The sequence below is a fragment of the Pseudomonas thivervalensis genome, from assembly GCF_001269655.1.
In the GTDB taxonomy this organism is placed as follows: domain Bacteria; phylum Pseudomonadota; class Gammaproteobacteria; order Pseudomonadales; family Pseudomonadaceae; genus Aquipseudomonas; species Aquipseudomonas thivervalensis.
Genome location: NZ_LHVE01000009.1, coordinates 46,990 through 63,767, shown reverse-complemented (window position 1 = coordinate 63,767; position 16,778 = coordinate 46,990). Strand labels below are relative to the sequence as shown.

The following is a 16,778-nucleotide window of genomic DNA, read 5'->3' as shown; positions in this document are numbered from 1 at the left end:
GGTAACGATGAATTCATGAGAAAACCTTAGAGATCGAGCACCAGCCGCACGCTCCTCGCACGGGAGCAGCAAGGCGTGAACTGGTCGTTGCGGGCTCGCTCGGCATCGGTCAAGAACATGTCACGATGCTCCGGCTCGCCGTCCAGCACACGTGTGATGCAGGTGCCACAGATGCCCTGCTCGCAGGACAAAGGGATGTCGATGCCGGCCTCCAGCAACACCTGGGCGACGCTGAGCGTGGCCGGTACTTGGAAACACTGCCCGGTGCTAGCCAGTTGCACCTCGAACCCGCCCGTCTCACGCACCGGGACAGCGGCGGCGGTAAAGTACTCACGGTGCAGTTGCGCTTCGGCCCAGCCCTGCGCGCGCGCAGTGCCGAGCACGTGTTCCATGAAGCCGTTAGGGCCACAGACGTACAGGTGACGGTCGGCGGCTGGCCCGGATAAAACCCGAACGGCGTCGAGACGCTGGGCGTCCTCGCCATCGTCCACATGAACCTGCACGCAATCGGCAAATGTCGAACGGCGGATGTACTCGATAAAGGCCATGCGTCCGGCCGAGCGGCCGCAATAGTGCAGCTCGAAAGGCGCGCCGATCCGCGCCAGGCGCTCGGCCATGCAGAGAATCGGCGTGATGCCGATACCGCCGGCGAACAGCACGCTGTGCCCCGCCCCATGCTCAAGCGGGAACAGATTGCGTGGCTCGCTGATGCGCAGCCGGCTGCCTTCGTGCACTTGCTGGTGCATGGCCTGCGAACCGCCGCGAGACGCTGGGTCGAGCAACACCCCCAGCAGGTAGCGGTGGCGTTCTTCCGGGTGATTGCACAGCGAGTACTGGCGCACCAGGCCATTGGGCAGGTGCACGTCGATATGCGAGCCAGCGCTGAAGGCAGGCAGCATGGAATCTTCGACCGGGGCCAGTTCGAAGCTGTAGATACCTTCGGCTTCGAGGCGCTTGCCAGTGACGATGACTTCAATCATCACTGGGCACCCGCAGGCTGCTCGGCAGCAATCATGCGGTCGAGGACACGCCGCGCGCGGACTGCTCCCGCATCACCGATCAGCAGGACCGGCTTCAAGTCCCAGAACGATGCAGCGCCCATCATGCGCTGCTGCGCCTCGAGCATTGGCAAGTCTTCATCGGCAAAGGGTCGGCTGATCGCGGCCGCCTGCTCATCAGCGAATCTCTCGGCAAATTCGCCCATTGCCTTGGGGAAACAGACTGAGAACCAGTAGTGAGTCGTGGTCTCGGTCTCTGGAGTGAACAAGTGCGGAATCGGTGTGGAAACGCCCTTATCCCTGGGGAGCCCGGTCGCCACGGCGCCGGAAAACAACAACATGTTCGCCGGAGCATCCCAACGCACATCGATCCAACGGTCCACCGGTGTGCCCTGAGGAATGTTCCAGGCGGTGTAGAGAAACTCCGGCATGATTTCCGCAACCGTCTGGCGGTTGGACCAAACGGTGTTGCCCTCCTCTTGCACGCTGGTCAACGCGCTCTTGACGCCATCGCCACCCAACGTAGACGGGTGCAAAAATTCGATATGACTCAGGTCCATGATGTTGTCGGTTTCCAGCACGTAGTTGGCTCTCGCGTGCAGGTAGCGTTTGCCGACATACCAATGGGCTTCATCCATGCAACTGAAATCCGGAATCAGCGTCGCATCGGCCAGTTGTGCATCGCCCATCCAGATCCACAGCAGGCTGTAGCGCTCAACCAGCGGGTAGGCCTTGACCTTTGCCGCCTTGGGGATTGCACCATCACCGTGAGGGTTATGCACACAGGTGCCGCTGCCATCGAATTCCAGGCCGTGGTACGGACAACGCACCGCATCGCCTTTGAGGATGCCCATGCCCAGGGGCGCGAAACGGTGGGGACAGCGATCGGCAATGGCTTGGGCATTACCTTGGGTGTCGCGAAAAAACACCACGGGTTCATTGAGCAAGGTTCGTTGGAACAACTCGCCAGCCTTGATCTCGTTTCCCCAGGCGGCCGCGTACCAGACGTTGCGTAGAAAGCTCATCGCAGTTCCTCTTTTTCATAGTTTGCTGACCGACTGGCTTGCGTCTCCGCGCGCTCGGCTTCAATCAATCGACGCAGAACACGTCGACAGCGCACGGCCCCTGCATCGACTGGCAGCAACACAGGGTTGAGGCCAAGCAGTTCAACCTCACCAATCTGGCGCTGTTGAGCCTCGACCATGGGTTTGTCTTCACCGGCGAAAATACCGATCAACATCTCTTGGACGAAGGCATTCAACGGCGCATTTTCCTGCTCGAAACTGCGCGTATTGGCAAAGAAGTAATGGGTATTGGCCGCGTCCTGCGGGGTCATCAGGTGCAGGTTCCATGTCACCGGTCCCTCGTCCCTGGGGCGCCCTGGCGCCGTGGCGCCACTGCCCAGCAGCATCAGGCCCGGGGCGTGCCAGATGACTTCGGCCCAGACGTCTGCCCGGCTCGGATCTTCAAGGTGGGCACCGAACGCCGGCGGGGGCACATCGTCCGGCGCCCACCAACTGATGCGTACGCGATCGTTGGGCAATTCCTCGATGGTGGCTCGGGTGTGTGACAACGCCCCGCCACCGAGCGTATCCGGGTGCAGGAAATCAACATGGCTCAGGTCCATGATGTTGTCGGACAGCAACTCGTAGTGCGCACGGGTCGGCAAATACCCATGCCCTTTGGCATGGGTGGGCGCCTGCTCGAAAAAGGAAAAATCAGGAATCAAGGCATCGCTGGCCAGGTGACGATCGCCCGGCCAGACCCAGATCGCCCCGTGGCGCTCAACGGCCGCGAAACCGCGAACACAGGCGGCCTTGGGGATGTTTCCTTCGCCATGGGGATTGTGCGTGCATTGGCCACTGCCATCGAAACGCAGGCCGTGGTACGGGCACTGGACGCTGTCGCCGACAATCTTGCCCATGTGCAGCGGGGCAAAACGGTGCGGGCAACGATCGGCGAGCGCCTGGATCACACCCTGGCTATCGCGAAAGAACACGATGGGTTGCTCGACGATGGTTCTGCCCAGCATGCCACCTTGCGCCAGCTCGTCTGCCCATCCAGCGATGTACCAGGTGTTGAGCAAATAACTCATGATGTTCTCCTCGTTGTTCTTGTTTTTATGAAACGTCGAATGGGCAGGTCAGTGCTCAGGGTCTGCGTCAACCGCAGTGGGAAAAGCAGCCCCGCTGCCTCGCAACCGAAGACAGGCCAGGGCTACCACCAGCTGAACGCCCGCGACGATGCCCAGTGCGGCTGGCAAGGCGCCGATTACCCCGCCGGTGATCGCCAGCACCACCAGCGGGCTGGCGAACTCACCGGCGAAGAACATCGCCGTGAAGCCGCCGGCGGCGCGGCCGCGTTGCTGGAAGTCGACCTGGGCCATGATCCAGGTGAGCAGGGTCGGCATCATCAGGCCGATGCCCAGGCCGTTGATCAGAACGGCGATCACTACCAGCCCGTGACTGTCGGCCACCGCCAGCAGCCCGCCACCCATCCCGGCCGCGACGAAGGCCAGGAGCATCTGCCGGTGCGCTGGGACACCACTGAACAGACGGAAGCTCAGGGCGCCGACCAGCACGCCGAACTGACTGGCGCCCATGGTCAAACCGATCTGCTGCGACCCTTCGACGTGCAACAGGTTGAGCAGATAACCGACTTGTACCGGCACGATGAACAGGCTCAAGCCCGCCAGGAAAGACAAGCCATACAACGGTGCCAAGGTGCGCCAGGGAAATGCCCTGCTCACCGGCTTCTTCTCGATGGCTGCATGCCCACGCGGCTCCCAGAGCAACCAGGCCATCAGCGGCAGGAACACCAGCCCCAACCCATAGAGGGCAAACGGGGTGCGCCAGCCGTGCTCACCGAGCACGCCACCGACGGCAATGAAAATTGCCGCCGACAACGACGTCGCGACCATTTGCAGGGCGAACATGCGTTCACGCCGCGCGCCGCTGTAGTAGTCGCCCATCATCGTGGTGCAACAGGTCATGATCGCCGCCTCGGCCACCCCGATGCCGGCGCGGCTGATCACGATGACCTGCAGCGACTCCAGCCACAGCGGCAGGACCCCACAGATGGTGTAGAACAACATCGCACCGATCAGCAACGGCTTACGCCCGAGCCGGTCGGCGATGATCCCGGCCACGGGTGCCAACAACGCAATCATCAACGCCGGCAGCGTCAGGGCGATGGGCACCAGCACCGCCACACCCGGCGTGTCGGCGAAGTGCTCCTGCATACGCGGCAGGACGGGCGCCAGCAGCACCGCGCCAAGTACCGGCAGGCAACTGCCGAGCAACAGCAACAAGGATTGCGGCAGTTGCGCCTGACGTTCAACGTTCATCACGCACCTCCGGTGGTTGGGTCGCGCAGAACGCCATGCCGAAGGCGCTCAGGCCGGCGATAAGGTCAAGCCATAGAGACTGCTGGAACAGAGATGCACGAGACATGGGAAAGTCCTTTCTTGTTGTTATGACGCGACAGGGTTAGCAGCCGCTGTCGTCGTTTGATCGTGTCCCGACGTCAGGCGCAGTGAGTGCCTCACACAGGCCCCCTCCTCGGCTACGGCCGGCATTAGCGGCAAGCTCATTGGGTGGCTGGGTCTGGCCTCGGTCGACCCCGCGCTCACCCGCTTGCTCGGCAACAGGAAGTGAGCCAGGGCTGGCAATAGAACCAGCGCGCCGACCATGTTCCAGACGAACATGAAGGCCAGCAGCACGCCCATATCAGCCTGGAACTTGATTGGCGAAAACATCCAGGTGGCCACGCCGATCGCCAAGGTCACGCCAGTCAGCATCACCACCTTGCCGGTGGACAGCAGTGCCCGGTAATACGACTCAGACAAGCTTGTGCCCTGGCGCATATGACCGAGCAGGATGCTCATCACGTACAGCGCGTAGTCGACGCCGATGCCCACGCCGAGGGCGATCACCGGCAGGGTCGCGACCTTGACGCCGATGTTCAGCCAGACCATCAGCGCCTCACAAAGGATCGATGTGAGCATCAGCGGAATCACCGCGCAAATCGTGGCGCGCCAGGAACGGAAAGTGATCAGGCACAGCAGGATCACCGCGCCGTAGACCCAGAACAGCATTTCGCGGTTGGCCTGCCTGACGACGATGTTGGTCGCGGCCTCGATCCCGGCATTGCCAGCGGCCAGGAGGAACTGGACGTCATCGGTATTGTTCGCCGCGGCGAATTGCTCGACGTGATCCACCAGGCGGCTCAAGGTTTGCGCCTTGTGGTCGGAGAGGTAGACGTACAGTGTCAGCAGGCTGCAGTCTTCGTTGTACAAACCGCGCGGTGCCCCGGCGGTGACCATGTTGAGCATCGCCTGGTTGTTCTGCAGCTCATACCATTTCGGGCTGCCTTCGCTCAGGCCCACCAGCATGCGGCGGTTGAGCAACGCCAGGGAATTGGTCGAATCCACTCCTGGCAAGGTGCGCAACTGCCAGTCGAGGGCATCGACCTTGTTCAGGATGTCATAGCGCGAACAGGCGCTGGCGGGGGTCTTGATCATGACCGCGAACAGATCGCTGCTGGCGCCGTAATGCCGGGTCAGGAATGCATCATCCTGGTTGTAGCGCGAGTCGGCCCGCAGCTCGGGCGCGCCCGCATCCAGGTCACCGACTTTCAATTGCAGACTGACCACGAACCCGAGCGTCGCCAGCGCCAGGCTCAGGGCAATGCACAACGCCGCCCAGCGACGTTGGGTGAACAGGTCGAGAAAACGCCAGAACCCATGGCGATGCTGGCCCGCTTGTTCGGCGTGCTCACTTTTCAGGCTCAGTCGCGCCGCGCGGACGCTGACCCCGACGTACGAAAGCAAGATGGGGAGCAGGATCAAATTGGTGAAGATCAGCACGGCCACGCCGATACTGGCGATCATCGCCAGGTCCTGGATCACCTGGATCTTGATGATCATCAGCACCGCGAAACCCACCGCATCACAGAGCAGCGCGGTGAGACCGGCGAGGAACAGGCGGCGGAAGGTAAAGCGTGCGGCGACCACCCGGTGCATGCCGCGCCCGATGTCCTGCATGATGCCGTTCATCTTCTGCGCCCCATGGCTCATGCCAATGGCAAACACCAGGAACGGAACCAGCACCGAATAGGGGTCCAGTTGATAGTCCAGCAGCGGCAGCAGGCCGAGCTGCCAGACCACCGCCACCAATGAGCAGAACACCACCAGCAAGGTGCTACGAATGCAGCGGGTGTACCAATAAAGCACCACGGTGGTGATCAGGATCGCCACGGCGAAGAAGATCAGGATCTGCCGCAGACCGGCAATCAGATCACCGACTTTCTTGGCGAAACCGGTGATGCGGATGTCGATGCTGTCGCTCTGGTATTGGCTGCGCAGCGACTCCAGTTGTTGCGACAACCGGGTGTAGTCCAATGGCTGCCCATCCGGGGTCCGCTGCAGCAGCGGTACCTGGATGATGCTCGAAGCCTGGTCCAACGCCACCAGCTGGCCGATTTCGTTGGACAGCTGCACATTACGTCGCAATGCCGCAAGGCTCGCGGCGCCGCCATCGTAGTTATCCGGAATGACCGGCCCACCTTCCAGCCCCGCCTCGGTCACCGCCACCCAGCGCGTGGCCGGCGTCCAGAGCGACTTCATGTAGGCGCGGTCGACACCTGGCAGCAGGTAGATCTTGTCGCTCAACGCCTGCAGGGTCTTGAGGTAGGCGCTGTCATAGATGTCGCCCCGCTTGTTGACCACTGCAATGCGCACCGCATTCCCCAGCCCGCTCAACTCCTGCTGGTGCTCAAGGTAGTTGGCGATATAGGGCTGATGGGTGGGAATCATTTTTTCGAAGCTGGCATTGAGCTCGACACGACTGGACTGCCAACCCAGCACCAGCGTGGTCGCCAGGCACAGCAGCAACACCCACAGCCGATGGTTGAACAATGCCCGTTCGAGCAGCGAGCCTGAGCGCGGATCAAAGTCATCGAACGTACTTGCACGAGACGGGGAAAAATTACCAGGGGACGTCATAACCTCACTCCGAAGCGGCAGTGGCTGGCTGCGCGAGACGCTGCAGCCCGGTGAAACCGGCAACGATCAGGCTGCCGTCGGCGGCCTCGATCACACTTGAAACAGGTTTGCCCAAGGGCGTTCCCAATGGCAGCAGCGCCGCCCCGGTCTGCTCGCTGTTGCGAAACAGCATGCCGCCCTGGTTGACCAGCAGCAGTTGGCCGTCGGCCAAACGGGTGGCGTCGTTGAAAGAGACGGGTACGTGAACCGACAGACGCTGGAAACGTGCGCCAGCGTCGTGGGAGACAAAGGCATTACCCTTCAGGCCGGCGACCACCAGCGCGCCATCGGCACGGCTCTGCAGGGTGAAGAAGCTGCCTTCGTAAGGGCTATCCAACTGACTGAACGAAACCGCGTCGTCGTCCGAGCGCGCCAGGTAACCCTGCTCGCCAGCCAGGAACCAACGCGTGCCCTGGCGACTGATGGCGTACAGGTGCAAGCCGTTCGGATTGGCGATATGCCCCATCAGCGAGTGCCAGGTGGCACCGCCATCGGTGGTCTGCAGCGCCAAACCGTAGGCACCGACGATCAGCCCGCGGTGCGCGTCGACGAATTCCAGTGCAAGAAAGGGTTTGTCTGGACCATCGGCGACCAGACGCTCGGCATTTTGTACCCGGATCAGGGCGGCATCCGGCTCGGCGGCGGTGGCCTGGTCAGTCTTGGCAGCGTCCAGCTCCAGCTGTGCCACGCGCGCGCCGTCGAGCTGCAGCGTCCAATGCTCACCACCATCCAGCGTCGCCAGCACCACGCCTGCGTGGCCGACCGCCCAACCTTTTTGCGCATCCACGAACCGCACGGCCGTCAGGCTGACCGAAATCGGTACCCAAGCCTGGTGCCAGCTTTGCCCGTTGTCGTCGGAGAACAGCACCAGGCCGCGCTCACCCACGGCCACCAGGCGTGTGCCGGCACGCGCCAGGTCGATCAATACGCCGTTCTGCGCAGCCGGTACCCGCATGGCCGGGGTATTGAGCGGCACGCCCACCGCAGCCGACCCGGCCAGACACTCGCTCGTGGCGAAGGGCAAATACAAGGCCAACAGCAACGCGCTCGCCTGACTGATTCTGTTCATGATCTACCTCGGACAAACACTCGTATCCCAAGGGCAGACCGGCAGGCCTGCCCTTCACTCTCGGCTCAGGTCTAACGCACGCCACGCCCCGCCATCGCCGCGGGCGAGAACTCCGAGGACTTGTAGCGCTCGACCGCGCGATACTGATCCGGCAACCCGGCATAGAGGTTCTGGATAAACCACGCACCGGAGGTCAGGTCATAAAAACCTGAAGAGAGTTGCACCAGCCCAGGCAGGTCGGGCAATACGGAAGGCAGCGACCAGAGGGTCTTGGCCAGTTGGCCGCTGGCATCCCAACGGTCGCCGAGCAGGGCTTGCCAAGTGTCTTCATCGAGGTAGTAACGCCCCTTGGGCAACTGGTGGCGCTTGCCGGCGGCCACCGTCGATTCGAGCACCCAGACGCGGTGCAATTCCCAGCGCACGTAGTCCGGGTTCAGATGGTGCTTGCCCAGCAGGTCCTGCGGCTGGGCAGCGTTTTGCACCTTGTTGGTGTTGTAGGGGACATACATCTCCTGCTTGCCCACCAGTTTCCAGTCGAACCGGTCCGTGCGACCACCCCACACACTCAACTCATCGAAGGACATGACCCCGGCGGTGGACGGCGTCGGCGTATCGCAGCAAGCGTTGGGCAGCGTGCGTACCCGGCGTTGACCGCTCAGGTAGACATGGGCCTGGGATTTGTCACCGTTGATGTTTTCACGCCCCAGGATCTGCTCGCCGGCACGAATCGCCGGGCCGAGATTGACAAAGTGCACCTGCCAGTAGTCGCCCGAATAGTTCTCAGGGCCGCCCTCCTGGAAGTAGTAGGGCATTTCCTGGGTCAACAGGCCGTCGCTGGTCATCACCTGGTTGCCGTCAGCGGTCATCAGATAGTGGCGAAAGTGCCCCGCCACCGAAGTGCCGCGCCAGTTCAGCACATGGTTCCAGATGGCTTCGGTACCATTCTGTGGAATCGGGAACGGGATCCCGCCATAGGCACCGTCGGGGATCAGTCCGGCGCTGCTGTCGACCAGTTTGGCGCGGGTCGCATTCTTGAACGTGTTGTCATAGACCCATTGCGGCGCGGCCGCCGTGCGCCGGGTCGGATAGACATCGATGCGATAGGTGTCCGGAAAACGCTTGAACAGCTCCTTGGTGCCGTCGCTGAGTTTGTCGGCGTACTTGGCCAGGTTCTGGGCGGTGATGCTGTACAAGGGTTTGTCCGCAGCAAATGGATCGCTGCGTTTGCCGCCCGGGACGTAACCTGGATCAACCTTGGTGTAGCCACCGTCCCAGGCCGGAATACTGCCGTCGGCATTGCCGGCTTTCTCGGCACCGAAGGGCGTCAGGGTCTTGCCCAGCGCGGCCGCTTGTTCGGCGCTGGCGGCCAAGGCCATCGGCGCGGCAGCGGCCAGCAGGGTTAAGCACAAGGCCTTTAGAGTGAACTGAATGGTCATGCGCAAATCCTCTTAGAACGTGGTCTTGACGGAGAAAGCCAGGTAATCCCGATCCTTCAGCGACTGCTTGTAATTGAACTGGTTGGCGGCGTTGAGGCTGGTGTCCTCGGGACCGTAGAAGTGGGTGTAGGTCAGCCCCACGGTCACTTGGTCCAGATAGGTGGCAGAGACGCCGATGTTCATGTCCCCGCCCCGGTCGGGCCCGAACCCGCTGATCACAGCCGACTTGCCCATGGGGAAATAGCTGATGCCCAGCGGCAGACTGATATCCACGCCCGGGAAGAACTGGCGATAAGTGGGCGTGTACACCAACTTCAAACCCAGGCCGTCATCGGTGGCATTAGGATCCAGGGCGGCGCGATTCTTGGTCACGGCGAGCAGGCGGTTCCAGGCGATCTCCCCTACCAGGCTGGCTTCATTGGCGACGAAGGAAGGGCCCAGCGATGCCAGGACGTTGAGGTTGACGTGGGCCGTGCGCCCAACGGCGTACAGGGCGTCATCGTTGTTGTCCGCTTCGACGCCCGGCAGGACGGTCTGGGCGTTGGACACCAGCGGCATGTTCCAGCGCATCGATGCCTCGCCGGCAAAGCTGTACTCGTCCACGGAGGTCGCGAAACTGGCGCCCAGGACCCGGATGTCTTCCGGGTAGACCCAGGAATATTCGCCGACTTGCCCGGTACTGAAGTTCGGCCCGGTGGCATTCGGTTTCAGATACAACGTGGGCGTTTTCTCGTGATATTGGAGTGCGTACAGGCCGTAATCCGTCGTCCCGGTGTTGTACTTGAGCTGCAGGCCGCCCTGGCCTGAACTCCTGGCTTTCTTGTCCTTGCCATGGAAAAACGCAGCCGGGCTGTTGGCATTACCGCCGAGGAAATCCGGGAACGGCCCGCCGGTGATCAGCCGTTCATTGCCGTCGCCGATGGTATCGCTGGTGGAGAAATAGCTACCGGCGCCCGGCAAGCGGGTGGCTTCCCACTCCAACTGGTAGAAGGCGCCCAATGACACATCGTCGGTTAGTTGGTAGGCGGTCGAGAGCTGGTTGACCGGCCGGGTGATTTCCTTGAATTGGGTGTTGGGCACCGATTGCGCCTTGACCACGTCCACCGGCGCCATGGCTCCGGCAATGCCGTTGCCGCCGAAGAACAGGCTCTCGCCCCAGATCAGGCCGTGGCGCCCGGCGCGAACCGACAAGGTACGGTCGGCCAGCTCACCGTTCCAGTAGACGAACGCATCCAACAGTTCACCGTCACCGCCGTGCAGTTGACGGGTATCACTGGTGAACTCGTTGAAACCCACCGAACGCTGGTTGGCACTGGCCGCGTCGTTGTTGTCGTTGCGGTCCTGGTAGACAGTGTCGTACCAGGCCGCACCGCTCAGACGGGCACCGAAGTTGTGAAAACCGATGTCCAGTTCGGAAAGAATATCCAGGCGATTGGAGATCAGGCCCTTGCCGAAGTTGTGATCACCATCATTCTGGTTCAGCGCCGTCTGCCCCTCGCTAAGCTTGCTGCTGGGCTCCTTCAGGCGCCAGGCCGCGCTGTACTTCAGCGTGTTGTCCCAGCGCAAGCTGAGATCGGGATTGCCGGTGTCGATCTGAAAGGCCTGGGCAGCCGAAGCGCCAAGCCCCAGGCTGGCCGCAAGGGTCAGGGTGAAGGGGACGCGCCGCGACGCAGCGAACTTGCGAGTAGCCATCGAAGTAACCCTCTTTATTGTTGTTGTATGTCAGCTCTTCTGGTGAAACGGCGCCCGCAGTCGAACCGGGCCAAGCTTGCACAGGCATGAAGCATCCATGGGAGAGCGAATTCAGTTTTGCCGGCGCCTCAGATAGGCGCTGCCGTGACGTCGAGCATCCGCCTGACCAGGCCGATCCGGTCGAAGCTGCTGTCGTGGGCCATTTCCTTGTCACCGGCCAGCACCGAGCTGTCGCTGATGAATTTGCAGCGCTCATAACGGCGCGCCATAAAGCGTTGGAGCTGCTGTTCGACGCTGCCGCCGGCGATCAACTCTTCGCCAAGCACGACAGCATCTTCAATGGCCATGCCGGCCCCTTGGCCCAAGTGCGGCGTCGTGGCATGCACCGCGTCGCCAATCAACACGACACGGCCGCGGTACCAGGGCTCGCTGACGAACACCACCTCCAGCGGCTTGTAGACCACCTGGTCGCTGTCGGTTATTTGCTCGCGCAGTTCGCCGATCAGCCCGGTGAAACCACTCAGGCGCTGGCGCATCTGGGTCGCCAGCGTGGCGGCCTCCATCCTGGGATTGGCGGGTTCATGGGAGGTCACGAACAGGTACATCTGGTCACGGCCCAGCGGCACCAGCCCGGCATTGCCGGCGGGTCCCTGGAAGGTGGCCAGATGATCGATTCCAGCGGCACGAGGAAAGTTGTAGCGCCACACCGATTGGCCGGTGAAGCGCGGCAGGTACTGCTCGCCAAACAGCAGACCGCGCAGGTGGGAGTACAGGCCATCGGCGCCGACGACCAGGTCGTAGCGACCGCGACTGGCATCGGTGAACAGCACATCAACACCCTCGCCCACCTGCTCCAGCGACTCGACACTCAGGCCCAGACGAACCGAGACGCCAAGGGCAGCAACGGTTTCGCTGAGGACTTGATGCAGGGCCAGGCGCGAGATGCCGACGTTGGCTGGATACTCGGGCCCCGCCAGGCGCTGGCCGGGAATTCTCGCCAGTTGTTCACCGGCGGTGGTATTGATGGTCACATCCTCGAACGCGTAGGCGGCATCCAAATAGCCGTCCAACACACCCAGCTTGGCCATCTCACGGACGACGTTACTCTGCTGGATGATGCCAACGCCATAGACTGTCCACTGCGTCTTGAGCTCGACAAGATCGACTTCGATGTCCTGGCGACGCAAAGCGATTGCCGCACATAGACCACCGATACCACCACCGACGATAAGCACCTTTTTCACTGCGTTCATGCTCGTCTCACTCTTATTCTTGTTATTCACGCTAGCGTTCTGCCGGAGCGATCCCAGGCTTCACCACCGGCTGTGTCTGCACGCATTCGCTACCGCGTTGTGTTCACTTTCTCGGCAAAGCAGGCGTTTGACTAATCGCATGTAGGGATACGATGTATCAGCTACCGCGATACGTTAATCAGGATGCATACGCCTCCAACTGATCCGCTTCGAGCACCAGCCAATCGGCCTCTGCATGCCATTGCAATGCGCTCAGGCTGTCCCCCAGGCACGGCCCGTAGACGCACAGACCACTGTCCGGAAGGAACCGGGCACCATGGGCGTAACAGACGATCTGGCGGCCATCGACGCTGAGAAAACGATCCTTGCGGTACTCCAGGCGCACCTCCAGGTGCGGACAGCTGTTGCGATAGACCCGCACTTCGCCGTCATGGCGCAGGGCGAACACACTGTCCTTCCCCGTGCCCAGGGGATCGAACCCGCGGGCCTGCCCTTCCACCAGTTCATCCAGGCGACAGAGCACCAGGGCCTCGTGACTCATGGACAACCTCCACACTCAGGCCTGCTTGGGCGGCGGGCCGCTCGGGAACCACTTTTCCCGGGAGGTGAACAGGAACAATTGCGAGTTATCCGCCGACAACGGCGCCTGGCGCGCTTGCCAAGCGTCATCGTGCTTGTCCATATCGGCGTCGTATTCGATGTGGCAACCCAACGGGCTGTTGAAATACCAGAACCAGTTGGAACCGAAGAGGTGACGGCCCGGCCCCCAGAAGCTGGTCCAGCCTTGCTGCTCGAAGCGACGTCCGGCCAGCAGGACTTCCGTGCCGCTGCCCATGTGAAAGGTGAAATGCTCGCAACCCTTCATGTGTGGCGGCGTCTGGATCATGAACAGGCAGTGATGGTCATCGGAACCGGCCGGCCGCATGAACGGGCCCGCGCCGACAAAGGTGTCGGTGGTCACGAAGCCCAGGCGCTGGTAAAAAACCTCGGCCTTGGCTGCATCCGGCACGAAATACACCACGTGGGACAGGGTACGCGGCAAAGCCTGCATATCGGGGCTGATGCCCGGCTGGTTGACCGGCCGCTGGGGGACATGGCCCGGTGCGTTGGTCAAGTCGGCGGGCGCGCTGTACGCACGCCGCACGCTGATCTGGAAACCAATGGCAAAGCCCATATCGTCCACGCTGTGCACGGAACCATCGGCACCGCGGGTCACCGGGCGGTCGCGCCCCAACTCATCGGCGATGGCCTCGAGGTCAGCCACGCCGGCCACGCCATAAACGGTTTCCCGAATCGAGGGAGCAGGCCCGATGGCCACCGGCAAACGAGCATCGTCTGCATGACGGATAATCACCGCCGTGCCGTCGAGGGCTTCAAAACGACCGCCCTCGCTGTCGACATCGACAGGGCGCAGGCCGTAGTCACGCAGGCAATGCGTACAGGCTTGAATATCGTCGACGCCAAAAATCAAGGCATCAAGGCCAATGATGTTCATTGAGTTACCACTCCATTGTAATTATTCAGCGCAGGCCAGCACCCCGCTTACGGGAACCGTGCCAGGCGGAGCGCTGCCGAGGCGGGTCTTGAAGTCGATGAAGCGTCACGCCAACCGACTGTGGGCCGATACTGAAGGGGCAAAAACTCACTGACTAATCGCTTGTCGGGATGCGACCTATCGGCAAATGCGATACCTGGCTGCGCGGCGCAACTGACATGGAAAATCGAACCAGGCGTCGTTCGATTCATCCATTCACGGGACTTGACGCCGCGATAGGAAGACCGGAAGGTATTTACAAAATAAATACAAAAGTCGAGACCGCCATGCGTTTTAACCACCTGGATCTCAACCTCCTCGTGGCGCTGGATGTGTTACTGGAAGAGCAGAACATCACCCGCGCCGCCGAACGCCTGCACATGACCCAATCCGCCACCAGCGGCGTGCTGGGCAGGCTGCGCCTCTACTTCGAAGACGAACTGCTGGCGCAGGTCGGGCGCAAGATGCAGCCCACGCCCTATGCCCGCGAACTGGCGGCCCCCGTGCGCCAGGTGCTGCTGACGATCCAGTCCTCGATCACCGCCAAACCGGTGTTCGACCCCGCCACCAGCAAGCGCCATTTTCGCCTGATCACTTCGGACTATCTGATCAGCGTCCTGTTTGCCCGGGTAATCCAGAAGATCTCCCTGGAAGCCCCGCACATCACCTTCGAACTGCTGGGCCCCGGCGACACGACCACCGAGATGCTGATGCGCGGCGAGGCCGACATGATGATCGTGCCTGAGCGCTACCTCATCGAAGGCCACCCATCCCAATTGCTGTTCGAAGAAGAACACGTTTGCGTGGTGTGGGACGGCAACACCCAGGTGGGCGACAGCATCACCCTCGATCAGTACATCGAGATGGGCCATGTCTCGGTGATTTTTGGCCGCAACCGGCAACTGAGCGTCGAAGAGTGGTTGATGAGCCAATACGGCTTCACGCGTCGCATGGAAGTGGTGACCCATGACTTCAACACCCTGCCGCAGTTGATTGTCGGCACCCAACGTGTCGCCACCATGCTCCAGCGCATGGCCAGGCTCTACGCCAACTACCTGCCGCTGCGCATCTTGCAGCCTCCGGTGAAAATCCCGGTGATGCGTGAGTTCATGCTCTGGCACCGAACCATGGAAGGAGATCCGATGCACCGTTGGCTGCGGGCGAAAATCAGTCAGATCATCAACGAGCTGGAGCAGTAGTCGCTCCCGCTGCTCGGCGGCGAGCCAGGATTCATGCGCGCGCCGAGACTCAAGCCAATGGCGCATATGCGCCCTATCGCCGTTCGCAATACCTCCCATCCTGACTCGCGATTGGCCAAACAATGGGCCTCCCCTTAGCCTGCTTCGAACCGTCAGGTCTGGCGTACCCCGCTCCGGATTTGGCCGCCTGCCTTTGCTTGCACAAGGACAATAACAATCATGTTTCGCTACTTCCCGACCAACTACGTGTGGAATCTTTCCGTCGACCTGGCCATTGAAATGGGCGCCCGCATCGGCGAAATCGAGGAAATGTGCGCGCCGCTGCAAGAAGCCGCCAAACAGCCGGATGCCGCCGGCAGCAAAGCCTTCCGTGAAACCTGGGCGAACATGGCCGACAAGCTGTGCGGCCTGGCGGAAGAAGACGAAGGCAAGGGTCGACTGTTGTCTGCCGGTGAAAAATACAACCGCGCCGCGACCTATTACCTGAGCTGCGAACGCCTGCAGGCCCACGGTGCACCGGGCCGCACGGAGCTGTACCAGCGCTTTCTGCACACCTTCCAACGGAGTATCGAACTGGCACGGGAAAATTGCGAGCGCGTTGAAATCCCTTACGAAGGCAAACACCTTTCCGGTCTGCTGGTCCGTGCCGAAGGCGTCAGCGGTCCAGCGCCGATCCTGGTGCAGGTCAATGGACTGGATTCCACCAAAGAAATGAAATACCGCGTCGGCCTGCCCGCCTGGCTGGCCAAACGTGGCGTGTCATCGTTGATCATCGACCAACCCGGGACGGGCGAAGCGCTCCGGCTACATAATCTGACTGCGCGTTTCGACAGTGAGCATTGGGCCAGCCGCGTGGTGGATTGGCTGGAAATCCACGACGATGTCGACGCCAAACGCATCGGCCTGGAAGGTGTGTCGCTTGGAGGCTACTACTGCCCGCGCGCGGTAGCCTTCGAGCCACGCTTCGCGTGCGGCGTCGTGTGGGGGGCCAACCATGATTGGCGTGATGTACAGAAACGTCGAATGGAAAAGGAAGGCAGCTTCCCGGTGCCGCATTATTGGTCGCATGTGTCTTGGGTCTGGGGTGCCAAGGACACGGACGAGTTCATGACCATCGCCGAGAACGTTCATCTGGACGGCATCCTGGACCGCATCAAGGTGCCCTTCCTGGTCACCCACGGAGAAAAGGATTCGCAGATTCCATTGAAGTGGGCCCACCGCACTTACGAACAGTTGGTCAACAGCCCCAAACGCGAACTGAAAATCTTCACCGAACGTGAGGGCGGCGTGCAGCATTCGAGCTTCGACAACAGTATCAATGCCGGCCAGTACATCGCCGACTGGGTGGCTGAGGTACTCGGTGGTCGTACTGCATGACTATTCGTTTCAAACTTGAGCAAACGCTCGTTGCGGAAAAGAAACGTACGGAGCTGCTCATCGTTGCGGAAATGCTTCTGTGCCGGGCAGCGCCTATCGCTCTGGAATCGATGACCCGCCACTACCGTTAAAAAAGCTTCCCCGTCTGGCCTGCCGCAAAATCTTCGCAACGGCCAG

At 61.6% G+C, this 16,778-nt stretch carries 14 protein-coding genes; 3 read left to right on the top strand and 11 right to left on the bottom strand.

Annotated elements, in window-relative coordinates; all coding sequences use genetic code 11:
* Window positions 1-26: 26 nt before the first annotated feature.
* From AD659_RS12675 to AD659_RS12625, 11 genes are all read right to left on the bottom strand, one after another.
* Entirely contained in the window at window positions 27-980 is a 954-nt protein-coding gene (locus AD659_RS12675; protein ID WP_053121665.1) for a PDR/VanB family oxidoreductase, read from the bottom strand.
* On the bottom strand, window positions 980-2,023 hold the full coding sequence (locus tag AD659_RS12670) for an aromatic ring-hydroxylating oxygenase subunit alpha (RefSeq protein ID WP_053121663.1): 1,044 nt from the start codon (window positions 2,021-2,023) through the stop codon (window positions 980-982). The genes AD659_RS12675 and AD659_RS12670 overlap by 1 nt, the downstream gene beginning before the upstream one ends.
* Window positions 2,020-3,093 carry an aromatic ring-hydroxylating oxygenase subunit alpha gene (locus AD659_RS12665; protein WP_053121661.1) on the bottom strand — a complete coding sequence of 358 codons (1,074 nt, stop codon included), beginning with the start codon at window positions 3,091-3,093 and terminating at the stop codon, window positions 2,020-2,022. Before AD659_RS12665 ends, AD659_RS12670 begins: the two co-directional genes overlap by 4 nt.
* Window positions 3,094-3,141: 48 nt before the next feature.
* On the bottom strand, window positions 3,142-4,344 hold the full coding sequence (locus AD659_RS12660) for an MFS transporter (protein WP_053121659.1): 1,203 nt from the start codon (window positions 4,342-4,344) through the stop codon (window positions 3,142-3,144).
* Window positions 4,345-4,470: 126 nt separating this feature from the next.
* Complete coding sequence (locus AD659_RS12655) at window positions 4,471-7,002, bottom strand: efflux RND transporter permease subunit (protein ID WP_053121658.1); 2,532 nt, start codon at window positions 7,000-7,002, stop codon at window positions 4,471-4,473.
* A gap of 4 nt (window positions 7,003-7,006) precedes the next feature.
* A complete protein-coding gene (locus tag AD659_RS12650; RefSeq protein WP_053121656.1) occupies window positions 7,007-8,110 on the bottom strand; it encodes a WD40/YVTN/BNR-like repeat-containing protein in 1,104 nt (367 codons plus the stop codon).
* Window positions 8,111-8,181: 71 nt separating this feature from the next.
* Window positions 8,182-9,546, bottom strand: coding sequence for a DUF1329 domain-containing protein (locus tag AD659_RS12645; protein ID WP_053121654.1), 1,365 nt, complete (start codon window positions 9,544-9,546; stop codon window positions 8,182-8,184).
* 12 nt (window positions 9,547-9,558) lie between these two features.
* Window positions 9,559-11,238 (bottom strand): DUF1302 domain-containing protein, encoded by a 1,680-nt coding sequence (locus AD659_RS12640; RefSeq protein WP_053121652.1) that lies wholly within the window; start codon window positions 11,236-11,238, stop codon window positions 9,559-9,561.
* A 128-nt stretch (window positions 11,239-11,366) separates the two neighbouring features.
* Window positions 11,367-12,491, bottom strand: coding sequence for an FAD-dependent oxidoreductase (locus tag AD659_RS12635; protein WP_053121650.1), 1,125 nt, complete (start codon window positions 12,489-12,491; stop codon window positions 11,367-11,369).
* Between the two features lie 178 nt (window positions 12,492-12,669).
* Entirely contained in the window at window positions 12,670-13,032 is a 363-nt protein-coding gene (locus AD659_RS12630; protein WP_053121648.1) for a Rieske (2Fe-2S) protein, read from the bottom strand.
* Window positions 13,033-13,047: 15 nt separating this feature from the next.
* Window positions 13,048-13,986, bottom strand: coding sequence for a VOC family protein (locus tag AD659_RS12625; protein ID WP_053121646.1), 939 nt, complete (start codon window positions 13,984-13,986; stop codon window positions 13,048-13,050).
* Window positions 13,987-14,312: 326 nt separating this feature from the next.
* Between AD659_RS12625 and AD659_RS12620 the strand changes: the two genes are divergently transcribed.
* From AD659_RS12620 to AD659_RS30365, 3 genes are all read left to right on the top strand, one after another.
* The gene (locus tag AD659_RS12620) at window positions 14,313-15,224 is read left to right on the top strand and encodes a LysR family transcriptional regulator (protein WP_053121644.1); all 912 of its coding nucleotides are present in this window, start codon (window positions 14,313-14,315) and stop codon (window positions 15,222-15,224) included.
* A 219-nt stretch (window positions 15,225-15,443) separates the two neighbouring features.
* The gene (locus AD659_RS12615) at window positions 15,444-16,601 is read left to right on the top strand and encodes an alpha/beta hydrolase family protein (RefSeq protein ID WP_053121642.1); all 1,158 of its coding nucleotides are present in this window, start codon (window positions 15,444-15,446) and stop codon (window positions 16,599-16,601) included.
* The gene (locus AD659_RS30365; protein WP_269457823.1) at window positions 16,598-16,732 is read left to right on the top strand and encodes a hypothetical protein; all 135 of its coding nucleotides are present in this window, start codon (window positions 16,598-16,600) and stop codon (window positions 16,730-16,732) included. The genes AD659_RS12615 and AD659_RS30365 overlap by 4 nt, the downstream gene beginning before the upstream one ends.
* Window positions 16,733-16,778: the final 46 nt, after the last annotated feature.

Coding starts and splice junctions, on each gene's coding strand:
- AD659_RS12675 (WP_053121665.1), bottom strand. CDS start 980: ATGATTGAAGTCATCGTCACTGGCAAGCGCCTCGAAGCCGAAGGTATC.
- AD659_RS12670 (WP_053121663.1), bottom strand. CDS start 2,023: ATGAGCTTTCTACGCAACGTCTGGTACGCGGCCGCCTGGGGAAACGAG.
- AD659_RS12665 (WP_053121661.1), bottom strand. CDS start 3,093: ATGAGTTATTTGCTCAACACCTGGTACATCGCTGGATGGGCAGACGAG.
- AD659_RS12660 (WP_053121659.1), bottom strand. CDS start 4,344: ATGAACGTTGAACGTCAGGCGCAACTGCCGCAATCCTTGTTGCTGTTG.
- AD659_RS12655 (WP_053121658.1), bottom strand. CDS start 7,002: ATGACGTCCCCTGGTAATTTTTCCCCGTCTCGTGCAAGTACGTTCGAT.
- AD659_RS12650 (WP_053121656.1), bottom strand. CDS start 8,110: ATGAACAGAATCAGTCAGGCGAGCGCGTTGCTGTTGGCCTTGTATTTG.
- AD659_RS12645 (WP_053121654.1), bottom strand. CDS start 9,546: ATGACCATTCAGTTCACTCTAAAGGCCTTGTGCTTAACCCTGCTGGCC.
- AD659_RS12640 (WP_053121652.1), bottom strand. CDS start 11,238: ATGGCTACTCGCAAGTTCGCTGCGTCGCGGCGCGTCCCCTTCACCCTG.
- AD659_RS12635 (WP_053121650.1), bottom strand. CDS start 12,491: ATGAACGCAGTGAAAAAGGTGCTTATCGTCGGTGGTGGTATCGGTGGT.
- AD659_RS12630 (WP_053121648.1), bottom strand. CDS start 13,032: ATGAGTCACGAGGCCCTGGTGCTCTGTCGCCTGGATGAACTGGTGGAA.
- AD659_RS12625 (WP_053121646.1), bottom strand. CDS start 13,986: ATGAACATCATTGGCCTTGATGCCTTGATTTTTGGCGTCGACGATATT.
- AD659_RS12620 (WP_053121644.1), top strand. CDS start 14,313: ATGCGTTTTAACCACCTGGATCTCAACCTCCTCGTGGCGCTGGATGTG.
- AD659_RS12615 (WP_053121642.1), top strand. CDS start 15,444: ATGTTTCGCTACTTCCCGACCAACTACGTGTGGAATCTTTCCGTCGAC.
- AD659_RS30365 (WP_269457823.1), top strand. CDS start 16,598: ATGACTATTCGTTTCAAACTTGAGCAAACGCTCGTTGCGGAAAAGAAA.